The following is a 12,855-nucleotide window of genomic DNA, read 5'->3' on the forward strand; positions in this document are numbered from 1 at the left end:
TTTAGAAGAAGTTTAGATGTGGCTGGTACATTAGAACAGTAGAACAATAACTTGCACAAGGAGGTGAAGGAAATGAAACTTTCCATCACACCAAAAAGATGGCTCCTGATCGTTCATATCTTATTTGCAGCGATTATGTTTGGTAATATGGTTACATTTCTTATCTTAAGCATTACTGTGGCCACTACAGACGATGGAAAACTTATTGAAACCAGTTACCAGATCATGTATTTACTTTCTGGGACATCTATTAAAGCATCTACAATTGGCGCTACTGTATCTGGAGTACTCCTTTCTGTTTGGACGAAATGGGGCTTATTCAAATTTTATTGGATTATAGCAAAGCAAGGTCTCACCGTGCTGTTAATCGGATTAAACCTGTGGGGGATGCTTACTTGGACTCTTCAAGCCTTGACGTTTACACAAATGGGCGGAGAAAGAACGGACATATTCCTTGTGCAAGCAGAGCTTTGGACGGGCATCATCATTCAATTACTATCACTGGTAATCATGTTTGCTATTTCCGTATTTAAACCTTGGGGAAGACGCGTTGTTACCCCTTGATAATAGCACTTGTCGTTGCATTTGGAACGCAAAGATAAGTAAAAAAATTACTTAAGGAGTTGATTAGTATGTACTGGGAACATTTTCATCCATTTGGATTCTTTTTCTTCATCATTTTAGTTGGTTTACTCATTTCATCTATCATTATGTGGAGGCGCAGACACGGAATGTGTTATCACGTCAATCGACAACCACACAGTGCCTTTTCCATCTTGGAGAATCGCCTGGCTTCTGGGGAAATTAACATTGAAGAATATAATCAAATCAAAGAAACACTGGAAAAATAAGTTTTAATATATGTTAGCTTCAAGCCGATAGTTGGACGATTATTTATAAACATCGTATCATCTCTTATTAGATAGGAGTGATAAATGTGCCTTTAACAAAACGTTTTAACCATATACCTTTATCAGTCTTGGACCTAGCCCCAATTAATGAGGGAAGTAATCCAGGGCAGTCATTTAAGAATAGTGTTGAACTAGCACAGCACGTTGAAAATTGGGGATTCAACCGCTTCTGGCTAGCCGAACATCACAACATGCCTGGTATTGCTAGTTCTGCAACTTCAGTCATCATTGGCCATATTGCCGGTGCAACAAAAGAGATCCGCGTTGGATCAGGTGGGGTTATGCTGCCAAACCATGCTACGCTCGTAATTGCTGAGCAATTCGGTACTCTCGAAACGTTGTATTCAGGACGAATCGACCTTGGCCTTGGACGTGCTCCTGGAAGTGATCAAGCAACCGCTTATGCGCTACGTCGCACATTAAACATGCGCGTTGATGATTTCCCGGCACAGGTAGAAGAACTTCAGGAATACTTTGAGGGCAGCCCTGATGCACGTGTGCGCGCTGTTCCCGGTGAGGGTCTTGAGATTCCAATCTGGCTTCTTGGTTCAAGTGGATTTAGTGCTCAGCTTTCGGCACAAAAGGGATTGCCTTTTTCGTTCGCAAGTCACTTTGCACCTGACTATACTATTCCAGCATTAAACCTTTATCGTGATAACTTTAAACCATCGACCACACTCCAGGAACCATACGCAATGCTTGGAGTAAATATCATTGCTGCAGATACCGATGACGAGGCTAAATGGTTAGCTACCTCTCAACAACAGCAATTTTTAGGCATAAGAAGAGGGGATCCAACAAAGTTGAAACCACCCATCGATAACATTGAAGAATTATATTCTGCTGCTGAGCTAGCAGCAGTTGAAAAAACACTTGCTTCTGGCACCACCATAGTTGGTGGACCTGAAACAGTGAAACAGAAACTAGCAAGTTTCATCGAAGAAACACAAGCAGACGAAATCATCGTAAACACACAAATTTATGATCCAAAAGCAAGATTGCGCTCCTATGAAATTGTTGCGGACATGATGAAGTAGATTAACGGTTCCGTTACCTATCGCAAACATTAAATTTGTAATGTAAAATGACCATCATTGTATGCTAATGATGGTCGTTTTATGCTGGTATAGTAGTATTTTCGGTTTAATATCTATTAAAATTGCACTCCAATTTGAACCTACAATTTCGTATGCAAATTGGCATACATAAAAGAAAGACCTTGAATAAAAGAATACCTAAAGTTACTTTCGGGGACATCAGACACGTTATTTATAGAAAACAACCAATATTAAGGTGTTAAACGGACACCAGGTTCCCTATTTGGAAGGAATACCCCTATATTACTTTGATATATGTTAAATAAGAGATTGTATGACCGCATACCTCCCAAAATCACTGTTTTAATAGAAATAACGAACCGTATGTCCTCCAGTTCCAGCTAATAGCTAGCCAGCGTATATTTCCACTTTTCTTCGCACCTTATGTTTTAGTTCTTTGGAGTCGTCGCATTCATTTAAACCACCCTTTTTCCTTGAACCTGGAGATGGCTTCAATACGGTTTGTCACATCCAGCTTATCCAATATTACTGAAACGTAATTACGAACGGTACCAGTAGTGATAAATAACTGACTTGCAATTTCTTTAGTATTTTTCCCGTTGGCAATTAAATTAATGACCTGTTCTTCTCGTTCGGTCAAGGGACTACCGGTGCTGTATGCCATATCAATTAATTCTGGGGCGTAAATTTTCCTTCCATCCATGATGGTTCGGATTGAGTTCGCTAAATCCTCACTTGGACTATCCTTCAACAAATATCCGTTCACATCCGCTTTACGTGCTCGTTCAAAGTAGCCAGTTCGAGCAAATGTGGTTAAAACAATGACTTTACAAGGGTCATCCTTCAGTTCTTCAGCAGCATCCAGTCCACTTTTCAATGGCATTTCAATATCCATCATACAAATATCGGGTTGGTGCTGTTTCACCAAGGCTAAGACCTCTTCACCGTTACTTGCTTTCCCGACCACCTCCATGTCCCCTTCTAAGTCCAGTAAAGAACCAAGAGCACCAAGCAACATCTGCTGGTCTTCAGCAATTACTATGCGAATCATAACAACCCCTCCTCTTTCGTATGTTTAATCACATGTGGCACTTGAATCTTAAGCGTTGTTCCGTCAGATGAATCAAGATCTAACCGGCCGTTCACAAACTCTAAACGTTCTCTCATCCCTTGAAGTCCATTGCCTTTATACGAATCGACTTCATTCGGAATTCCAACTCCATTATCGTGTACAGTAATGACCAATTCTTTTGGTAATTGTTTAACCTCTACATTACACAGGGTTGCTTGACTATGTTTTACAACGTTTGTCACAGCTTCTTTCAAACTCATACTCAACACATTTTCGACCAAAAGAGGAACGTTTGTTAACGTCAGGTCACCCTCCAGGTTAAACTCTATTTGTGCTGCGTCCAGAATTTGTTCAACGCGTACAATTTCATCTTCAAGCTTTGCACCTCTCATATTTGAAACCATTTCACGAACCTCATTTAATGCTGTTCTGGCAGTTTGATGAATATCGTTAATTTCTTTTTTGGCAGCATCAGGTTTTATACTCACTAATTTACCAGCTAAATCACTTTTCAACCCGATGAGTGAAAGTTTTTGTCCTAATGTATCATGTAAGTCACGTGCAATTCGCTGACGCTCTTCCATTACGACCAACTGGGAGATTCGTTTATTAGCGTCCTTTAATTGTCCCTCTAGTTTTTCTTGCTTGATGCGATTATGCATATTAAATGGGAGCAAAATAACACCTATTACACTTATTATAATGAATGGAATCTGCATTAGAAATGCTTCACTTTGTATGAAAAATCCAATACTGACCGCTACAACTGTCGTTACTAAATGGACGGCATATAAAGTTATAAATCCTATTTTATTTTGGATATTTCCAATATAGAACGCTAAGAAAAGTGAAAAATAAACATATCCAAAAAATAACGTCATCACAATGCTAATCGTCATTTCTATACTTACCGATAAATAAACTGGCCAGCCTTCTGATAAAAACGATAACCGGTACGTAGCAAAAAATAATATGGTCATCGTAATACCTATGATTATTTCAGTTGTTGATGACCCATGGAAAATAAAATAGAAAGGGAGAACACAAAAAATAATCCAAGCATAGGAGCTAAGACCCGTGTTTCTTGGAATTATATGATACCAATTTTGCATCGAAAACCCTCCTTTTCTAACTTTATTGTATATCAAGAAAACCCTTCATGACTAGCTGAAGGGCTTTCCAACTATACCTATTTACTTTTCCTGAAAGCTTGACCTTCTTGTATTCAAATCCACACTTGCTGAAGTCTCTTTCAAAATACCTTTAACTTCTTTAAAGCTTTTAAACGATTTACTTGTCTCGTCCCACAAGCGGAAGTTAATCGATTTCAAACTAGTAGCTAACGTAATCGTAGTTGCTTTTTGTAATGGTGGCGTCGATTCATGTGCCTTTTCCAAATTGTAGTTAGGGACTCTTGGACTTAGATGATGCACATGGTGATATCCAATACTACCAGTCATCCACTGCAGAATCTTCGGTAACTTATAAAAAGAGCTACCGTCCACAGCTGCCTTGACGTAATCCCACTCATCTTCATTTTCAAAATAGGTATCTTCAAATTGATGCTGTACGTAAAATAACCAAATACCTAGCGAACCTGCAATAAATAATATTGGAAGATGTACAATTAGAAACGCCTGCCATCCGATCGTCCAAATCAATAATGCGTATATAGCAAAAATAGAGACATTGATTAAATGCGTATTTATACGTTCCTTTCGTTTAGCATCTTTTCGATTAAAACGTCCGGAAATTAAATAAAGATAAATCGGACCGAGTCCAAACATAACTAATGGGTTACGGTACATACGATAGGATAACCTGCCCCAAAATGACGCAGCCTTATATTCTTCAACCGTCATAACCCATACATCGCCAGTTCCGCGTTTATCCAAGTTACTACTTGTGGCATGGTGAATGGAATGCTCTCTTTTCCATTTTTCAAAAGGGAATAAAGTGATGATTCCCGTTATTGTACCAACAATTCTATTCGCCTTTTTATTTTTGAAAAAAGACATATGCGTACAATCATGGAAGATGATAAAGATTCGTATGACAAACCCTGATGCAACAACTGCCAATGCAAGGGTTAACCAAATGGATATAGACAAACTTTGGTATGCAAGGAACCAAAGGATGAAAAAAGGCAGTAATGTATTAATTAATTGTTTAATGCTTGCTTTCATATCCGCAGTTGCGAATGGTGCGACATTTTTTCTTAATTGTGTTTGTTTTTGTTTACTCATAAGATCCTCCTATGGTAAGGATTAAATTTCTATTATTATTTGAATAAAAATTATCTTTATTCTATTTCCTATCATAAAAGAGGATGTTGTCCCAAAGAAGTCATAAACGTCAAGTAGCATACATGACAAGTGTCATATATGCTACTCAGATTTCTATTTCTTTGCGAATGTATCAGGCATTACAACGGCAATCACTTCACCTTTTGCACAAATTTTACCATCTGCAAATACTTCTGTATGTACTTTCCACTTTTTAGGATGAACCTTTTCAATTGTCCCGATTGCATTTAGTGGAACGTCTTGTGGCGTTGGTTTCATAAAGTCGACATGCAACGATCCCGTCACAAAACGGGGTGGTTCAACACCCGCACCAGGCTCATGCCCATTCTCCCGATGTAATGCAAGAGAAGCTGACCCTGTTCCATGGCAATCAATTAATGATGCGATTAAACCTCCATAAACAAAACCTGGTATTGCTGTATGTTCAGCTTTAGGTCTATAGGTAGTAATCGTTTTATCACCTTTCCAACCCGTGCGAAAGTGATGACCGTTTTCATTCATCCTTCCACACCCATAACACCAGGCAAAATCTTCTGGATACTCATCTTGAACTGCGTGAACGGTTTTTTCTGTCATTATGTTTCCTCCCTTTTGATATTAATGGTTAGCATCATTTTTTCATACTACTCTGCTTTTTCTATTATACATTTTTTTGCAATTAAATTTTTAGTTTATATAGAAATACTCATGTAAAATGACTAATGAAATAGTAAAATTAAGACAATAATAATTACTCAATGAGGTGACAATATGAAAGCAATCGTTGTAGAACAGCCAGGTGGCGCAGAGCAATTACAAATAAAGGAACAACCTAAGCCAGACATAAAAGCAGGAGAATTACTGATAAACGTAAAAGCAGCTGCAATAAATCGAACTGACATTGTAAGCCGAGAGGGAAAGTCTGGATATCTGGATAATCCAATTTTGGGTGTTGAAGTATCAGGAGTTGTGGAAGAAACCGGACAAGGTACAAACATCAAACCCGGTACACGTGTGATGGGACTTGTAAATGGTGGTGGCTATGCAGAATATGCTGTAATGCCGGCTGACAGAGCAATGATCATTCCTGAAAACCTTTCATTTGAAGAAGGTGTTGCCATTCCAGAAGTTTTCCTGACAGCATTTCAAACCTTATTCTGGTTAGGTGAATTACAATCAAATGAAACCGTACTGATTCACGCTGGAGGTAGCGGTGTTGGTACTGCAGCAATTCAACTTGCCAAGCAATTTGCGAATGCAAATGTAATTACAACAGCGGGTTCCAGCAAAAAACTGAATTATTGTCGTTCGCTAGGCGCAGATCATTGTATTAACTACAAAGAACAGAGTTTCGAGAAGGAAGTTTTAAAAGCAACAAATGATCAAGGTGTCGATTTGATTCTTGACTTCATCGGTGCTTCGTATTGGAAGAAAAACTTAGCTAGTCTGAAGATAGATGGCAGGTGGATTTTGATTGGCCTTTTAGGTGGTGCACAACTTGAAAAAATAAACCTAATGGAACTGATGGCAAAGCGCGTCCAATTAAAAGGTACTTTGCTTACACCGAGAAGTGATCAATATAAAGCAAATCTTACTCATGATTTCGTACATAAAGCCCTTCCCCTATTTGACAATAAGGAGATAAAACCAGTAATTGACCGGGTATTCTCTTTCGAAGAAGTACAAAAAGCTCATAAACATATGGAAGGCAATAAAAATATCGGGAAGATTATTTTAAAGGTAGATTAAATGCTTCGGTATTAACGCTTGATTATTCTAGTGTTATTCATTTATTTTTGGTAATCTTATGGTAGAAGCATTAACTAACAGAGATGAGGTTTTTTACATGAAACGACTAGTCATTTTAGGTGGCGGATATGGTGGGATGTTAATTTTATCAAATCTATTGGACAAGCTGCCTGATGATGTACGCATTACGCTTATCGATCGAAATCCCTATCACTCCTTAAAAACGGAGTATTATGCAATTGCTGCAGGTACAACTTCTGACAGAAATGTCCGTGTTGATTTTCCAACCCATGATCAGGTGGATTATGAATTTGGAGAAGTTGCACAAATTGATACCGAAAATCAACAAATTTCCTTCCATGACAAAAGCAATACTGTACCCTATGATTACTTAGTTATTGGACTAGGTTGTGAGGATAATTATCACGGGGTTCCAGGAGCAAATGAATTCACCCAAAGTGTTCAAACATTTGCTAAATCTCGACGTGCTGGACTTGAGGTTGGAAATTTGAAGGCGTTTGGAAAAGTTACAGTTGTAGGGGCGGGCTTAAGCGGCATTGAAGTCGCTTCTGAAATCCGGGAGAGTAGACCCGATTTGAATATCCGACTACTTGATCGAGGAGAGACGGTATTAAAACCATTTAACTCTAAAATTCAAGAATATGTGGAAGATTGGTTCGTAAAAAATGACGTGGAAGTCATCCATAATGCGAATGTTGAATATGTGGAAAAAGACGGCGTCTGTAACAATGGTGTCTGCTATGTTAATGATGTCACCATTTGGACAGCGGGAGTTCAACCGAATTATTTAGTAAGAGAACTACCTTTTGAAAAAGATGTACAAGGAAAAATTGTATTGAACTATTTCTATCAAGTTCCATCACATCTTAATGTGTATGTAGTCGGCGATTGCGCTTCTTCTGCTCATTCTCCAAGCGCACAATTGGCAAGGGAGCAAGGAGAACAAATTTCCGAGATATTAACTTCCGTATTCAAAGGAGAAGTTCCACAACAAGCTAAAGAAATAAAACTAAAAGGTACACTTGGTTCACTTGGTAAATCAGATGGATTTGGTAACATGTTCCAAAAAGCAACAACTGGATTTATACCTAGGATCGCAAAGTCTGGTGTACTATGGTTAAATAAACGTCACTAATTTTCATTGGCTGTTTTCGTAAAGATTGTTGCTTTTGAGAGAATAGATATAAAATGCGACATAACTTCTATCTATGTTAGATCTGTTTTACTGATAATGGAAACAAGTTACTAAGGCAGCCGCAGCCCGTATACACTTCGCTTTCCGCGGGCGGCTGGTGAGCCTCCTTGTGCTAACGCACGGCGTAGTCTCACCGATGCCTGTCCTCCCGCAGGAGTCTACGTGTATACGGGCTGCTGATATAATATTTGCCAATAACAGCATTCATTAGTTAAAAGAAATGACAAAGAATTCTTACGTAAATAGATTTACCAGTCCAGGTGAGCGAAGGGCGGTGACTCCTGCGGGAACAGCACGTGTCCGAAGACCCCGCAGAGTGGTTTTCTCGAGGAGGCTGAGGCCGTGCCCGCGGAAAGCATCCGCCCGGAGCGATCCTGGACGGTAGCAATAGCATATGTCTTTGGAAATAAACTTAAGTTTACGTCGCATTTTATATCAACTATGAAGATGAAAAGCAACAATTCGTACGAAAAGAGTCTTTTCTTTAGTAGCCTTTGCTTCTCCACCACAGGGATTGCAAAGGCTATTATAATTAATTCCTACTAATCCCAAGATATTTTAAAGCTCATCTATAAAAGATTCTGCTTGGTATTGATAGTTTTCCAAATCGACTCGACCATCCTCACTAACATCAATTCCCTCATCCTCAAGCAAGTTTTTTTGTGTCCAGACACCTTCATCACTTTTCAAGGCAATCTGACCTTTAATGTTTACGACACGATGCCAAGGTAAATCATATTTTCGACTCATCGAGTGGAGAATTCGAACAACTTGTCTTGCCCCTCGTGGACTCCCGGCAAACTTTGCAACCTGACCATATGTCATAACCTTTCCCACTGGTATTTGCTTTAAAATATCAATCACATTAGCAGTGAATGGCTTCATAATGTTGCCCCTTTCTCATTTTCATAGGTAAATACACAAAACGAATAGACACACCTCGCATATTATGTAGTATTCAAATGTAATTGTGAGGAGGAAGTGTCATGACAAATAGATCATTTCCAAGGTTTTGTATATTTCCTGGTTACAATTGGTGCGGACCTGGATGTAGTGGACCTGGCGCACCAATTAACAAAGTCGACGCAGCATGCAAAGCGCATGACGAATGTTATCGTTGGCATGACTCGCGTTGTGAATGTGATAAAGAATTTTTACGTAGATTACATGCCTGTCGGAATCCTCATACAAGAGAAGGGCGACAAGCCAACGTCATCTATAACTATATGAAGGCTCAATCATTTTTCACGTGTGGTTTTTAATAGGATACCGTATTGTCTTGGTATCCTTGTTAATTTGGCATTTCCTTTTATAAAACTCTAGCTTTAGGAAAGAACTTCAACCAGCTAACGATCGTTGCGATTAATAAAACAACTAGATACAAATAAACTCCATAGCTATACGATAATACGAAAAAGTGAATGAGTGCGAAAACCCCAGATACCAATGTAAGTAAAATATTTAAACCTGTATTCATATCCTGTGCGAACTCAAATGATTGGGTAAAAGGATAAGTTTCACCATTCAGTAACCTATATGAAATAATAATCAGCAGACATCCTGCCAAAAACACAACAATCAAGTCAGGTACAATTCTTACAGAAAAAATCCAAATAAACGCCGCACTTAATACTATAAAAACAGGCAAATAAAGCTTTACTAGATATGCTTTTATTGTACCGCGGTGAAGGGATCCCAGATCCTCAATTGGTGTTGCGCGAAAAACCCAGCTTCCTTTATAGTTCTCCGAGAATTTCAGCATATGAATCACTGCCGGAATCATGATACTACTAAAATATATGGTTAAATACATGTTACCCTGCCCAATATCAGACAACGAGCCATCGCTTAAACCATTAAGTAAAAAAAGAAACGGAAAAACAAGCGCAAATCCAAGCGAAGGATAAACTTTCAATTTAAATTCTCTTTCTTTTTTCATCATCAGTGATGCAAGGCGAAAGAACACTCGCTCTTCCCTATTAAAGCAAACTAATCGTGCCCATAGAAAATCAAGCACATACAATTTCTTTTTGTTTTCCCCAGAATCACCAATTAGTTTTTCTAAATTACGTTCAAAAGAAGGCATTAAACGATAATAAATGATAATAGAAATAACCGGTATTAACAAAGCCGCCATTGCCAAATATATTATCTCGCTGGACATATTCTGATTAAGCAACCATTCAAATGGCGCCGCGAACCAAATCGGTGGTATGAAAGCGTGCCACCAGCTGAATGTATAAGAAACAGTTAGATCTACAATTTCGAAAGACCTTATTAACAGTTGATAGCCGACAATTATACCCACAGATAAAAGGATTTGGACATAATTGATAATATCCTTCAATCTTTCCCCATTAAAAAACTGCAATGTAACGATATATATTAGTGCTGTGAGCGCAATGATAAATAGAACATTAAATATTAAAACCCCTAAAAAAAGCAGTGAAAAAACAATACCTTTGTTGATTATCATAACGATAAATGGAATCGCAACAAACGCCCCTGTCAATAAAGACATATAAATACTGACATGAACCATTTTTGCTGCACTAATTGTTTTCTTACTTACAGGTTTCGTACTTAATATATTTTTATCCCTAACATCTAAAAGCACGGATGAAAAATCTGAAATCATAGAAGTCATCAGGAGAAACATTATTACTCCAAAAGTAAGGCTCATTTGTAACATATAATTATCACCTAGAAAAATAAACGGAATGAGAATGAGACCATAAAGTCCATACAACCCAAGCGATTTCAGAAACTGATTTCCTTCTTTCTTTTTCGAGGCATTCATATTAAGGATAGTAGGTACACGTCTTTGATCCATTGTTAACTTCAACTGAAGGATCTTTCGCATAACATCATAATCAATTCGAAGCATTTTAAATAAAAATTTACATGTATCAAGAAACTTTAGTGATCGGAAATCATTCATTTTCTTTCCCCTCACTGACAATTCCTACAAAATTCCCTGCAATACCCTTATGCTCATCAAACCCTGTGAGTTGGTTAAATATTTCTTCTAGTGTACCTTCCTTACTTTGCTCTCTTAATTCTTCAAAAGTTCCATCAGCAGCGATCTTTCCATCAACCAATAACACAATACGATTGCTGATTTTCTCCACAACATCCATAATGTGCGAGGAATAGAAGATAGTTTTACCCTGTGCAGCCAGCTGCGCAAGAATTTCTTTAATAATCATTACACTATTTGCATCCAAACCATTTAACGGTTCATCGAAAAATAATAAGTCAGGATCGTGCAACAGGCTCGAAATGATTAAAACTTTTTGCTTCATTCCTTTAGAGAAAGAAGAAATTCGTGTATGGAACACATTATCCATCCCAAATTCATTCATTAATTTTCTGGCTTTCAAGCCCGCTTCCACCTTACCCAATCCGTATAACTCGCCAATGAACGTTAAGTATTCACTCGCGGTGAGATTATCATAAATATCTGCATTCTCTGGAACATAGCCAATCTTTCGTTTATATGTATGATCACCAGAAGCTATGTCCTGTCCGAAGATTTCAACCTTCCCCATATAATCTTCAATTAATCCTAGCATTATTTTTACTGTCGTACTCTTACCGGCGCCGTTCGGACCAATGTAGCCTATCACTTGTCCCTGGTACACATCTAAATTAACCTCATTTAACACCCGTTTTCCACCAAGGTGCATGGTTAAATCAGTAAGCGACAATACCTTTTCTGCATTTCCCAATCATAATCATCCTTTAAACATAATAGTATAACTATTCTAACATACTACCGGCCGGGTTTGGTGGCGCCTGTCACTTCCCGGTTTTTGTCGATTTTTGTCGATAAAAATACCCGGTAGTAGATAAAGAAGGAAATTTTCACTTAATATCGAATAGGGAATAGGTAGGTAATATAATTATTTCCAGGAAGGGTGTAAACAATGTCCGAACAAGCTGTTGCAGATAAGATCTATGCATTGGAACAAGAGATTTCCAAGAAAAAAGAGGAATTGGCAGTACTACGAAGAGATGAAGAAAAACTTGTCATAACCGATTACGAATTACGTGATAAGAATGGGAAAAAAATAGCCCTTTCAGAATTATTCAGAGACAGTGACACGCTATTTGTCATTCAAAATATGGGTAGTTCCTGCAGTTACTGTACATTGTGGGCTTACGAGATTAACGGAATTCTACATCATCTTGAAAGTATTGCACCTGTAATTTTGGCATCATCCGACGAGCCTGAAACGATGCGCGATTTTGCTGAGGGCAGGAATTGGAATTTTAACTTGGTTTCTACAGCGGGAGCTGAATTCAAAAAAACACTTGGATTTGAGCCAAAGCAAGCCTCCCCACATCCAGGTGTATCTATTTTGAAAAAGAAGGATGACGGAACGATTTTCCAATATACCAAGGCAAGTTTCGGTCCTGGAGATGATTTCTGTGGCATGTGGTCCTTCGTTCGAATGTTACCGGAAGAACAAACGAACTGGCATCCCAAGAAAAATTATTAAGAATAGGAATAGCCCGCTGAAGACTTAATTCAGTGGGCTATTTTCACATCTTAAACTTA

General features: G+C 38.3%; 14 protein-coding genes. 7 read left to right on the forward strand and 7 right to left on the reverse strand.

The window, feature by feature from the left end:
• The first annotated feature begins 72 nt into the window (after positions 1–72).
• From LG329_RS09260 to LG329_RS09270, 3 genes are all read left to right on the forward strand, one after another.
• The gene (locus LG329_RS09260) at positions 73–564 is read left to right on the forward strand and encodes a hypothetical protein (protein WP_404456341.1); all 492 of its coding nucleotides are present in this window, start codon (positions 73–75) and stop codon (positions 562–564) included.
• A gap of 68 nt (positions 565–632) precedes the next feature.
• Positions 633–851, forward strand: a complete 219-nt coding sequence (locus tag LG329_RS09265; protein WP_404456344.1) for a hypothetical protein — start codon at positions 633–635, stop codon at positions 849–851.
• Positions 852–931: 80 nt separating this feature from the next.
• Complete coding sequence (locus LG329_RS09270) at positions 932–1,948, forward strand: LLM class flavin-dependent oxidoreductase (RefSeq protein WP_404456512.1); 1,017 nt, start codon at positions 932–934, stop codon at positions 1,946–1,948.
• Positions 1,949–2,420: 472 nt separating this feature from the next.
• On the opposite strand, the gene LG329_RS09275 is transcribed toward LG329_RS09270, so the two are convergent.
• The 4 genes from LG329_RS09275 to LG329_RS09290 all read right to left on the reverse strand — a co-directional run bounded on the left by LG329_RS09275 (position 2,421) and on the right by LG329_RS09290 (position 5,923).
• A complete protein-coding gene (locus LG329_RS09275; RefSeq protein ID WP_404450537.1) occupies positions 2,421–3,020 on the reverse strand; it encodes a response regulator in 600 nt (199 codons plus the stop codon).
• Positions 3,017–4,153, reverse strand: coding sequence for a histidine kinase (locus tag LG329_RS09280; RefSeq protein ID WP_404450539.1), 1,137 nt, complete (start codon positions 4,151–4,153; stop codon positions 3,017–3,019). The genes LG329_RS09275 and LG329_RS09280 overlap by 4 nt, the downstream gene beginning before the upstream one ends.
• An 81-nt stretch (positions 4,154–4,234) precedes the next feature.
• Positions 4,235–5,287 carry a fatty acid desaturase gene (locus tag LG329_RS09285; RefSeq protein ID WP_404450540.1) on the reverse strand — a complete coding sequence of 351 codons (1,053 nt, stop codon included), beginning with the start codon at positions 5,285–5,287 and terminating at the stop codon, positions 4,235–4,237.
• A gap of 153 nt (positions 5,288–5,440) precedes the next feature.
• On the reverse strand, positions 5,441–5,923 hold the full coding sequence (locus LG329_RS09290; protein WP_404450541.1) for a PaaI family thioesterase: 483 nt from the start codon (positions 5,921–5,923) through the stop codon (positions 5,441–5,443).
• Between the two features lie 174 nt (positions 5,924–6,097).
• On the opposite strand from LG329_RS09290, the gene LG329_RS09295 reads away from it, so the two are divergent.
• Together LG329_RS09295 and LG329_RS09300 are read left to right on the forward strand one after the other, a co-directional pair.
• A complete protein-coding gene (locus LG329_RS09295; RefSeq protein WP_404450542.1) occupies positions 6,098–7,075 on the forward strand; it encodes an NAD(P)H-quinone oxidoreductase in 978 nt (325 codons plus the stop codon).
• Positions 7,076–7,172: 97 nt separating this feature from the next.
• Complete coding sequence (locus LG329_RS09300; RefSeq protein ID WP_404450543.1) at positions 7,173–8,231, forward strand: NAD(P)/FAD-dependent oxidoreductase; 1,059 nt, start codon at positions 7,173–7,175, stop codon at positions 8,229–8,231.
• Between the two features lie 618 nt (positions 8,232–8,849).
• On the opposite strand, the gene LG329_RS09305 is transcribed toward LG329_RS09300, so the two are convergent.
• Positions 8,850–9,176, reverse strand: coding sequence for an MGMT family protein (locus tag LG329_RS09305; RefSeq protein ID WP_404450544.1), 327 nt, complete (start codon positions 9,174–9,176; stop codon positions 8,850–8,852).
• Between the two features lie 101 nt (positions 9,177–9,277).
• Here LG329_RS09305 and LG329_RS09310 point away from each other — a divergent pair, with 101 nt between their 5' ends.
• Positions 9,278–9,553, forward strand: a complete 276-nt coding sequence (locus LG329_RS09310) for a phospholipase (protein ID WP_404450545.1) — start codon at positions 9,278–9,280, stop codon at positions 9,551–9,553.
• 47 nt (positions 9,554–9,600) lie between these two features.
• Here the strand turns inward: LG329_RS09310 and LG329_RS09315 are convergent, their stop codons facing one another.
• Together LG329_RS09315 and LG329_RS09320 are read right to left on the reverse strand one after the other, a co-directional pair.
• A complete protein-coding gene (locus tag LG329_RS09315; protein WP_404450546.1) occupies positions 9,601–11,232 on the reverse strand; it encodes a hypothetical protein in 1,632 nt (543 codons plus the stop codon).
• Entirely contained in the window at positions 11,225–11,980 is a 756-nt protein-coding gene (locus tag LG329_RS09320; RefSeq protein ID WP_404456515.1) for an ABC transporter ATP-binding protein, read from the reverse strand. The genes LG329_RS09315 and LG329_RS09320 overlap by 8 nt, the downstream gene beginning before the upstream one ends.
• Before the next feature lie 240 nt (positions 11,981–12,220).
• Here LG329_RS09320 and LG329_RS09325 point away from each other — a divergent pair, with 240 nt between their 5' ends.
• Positions 12,221–12,796: a DUF899 family protein gene (locus LG329_RS09325; RefSeq protein ID WP_404450547.1), complete on the forward strand. Its 576-nt coding sequence runs from the start codon at positions 12,221–12,223 to the stop codon at positions 12,794–12,796.
• Positions 12,797–12,855 lie beyond the last annotated feature (59 nt).

It is taken from the genome of Virgibacillus necropolis (assembly GCF_044793635.1).
GTDB lineage: Bacteria > Bacillota > Bacilli > Bacillales > Amphibacillaceae > Virgibacillus_F > Virgibacillus_F necropolis_A.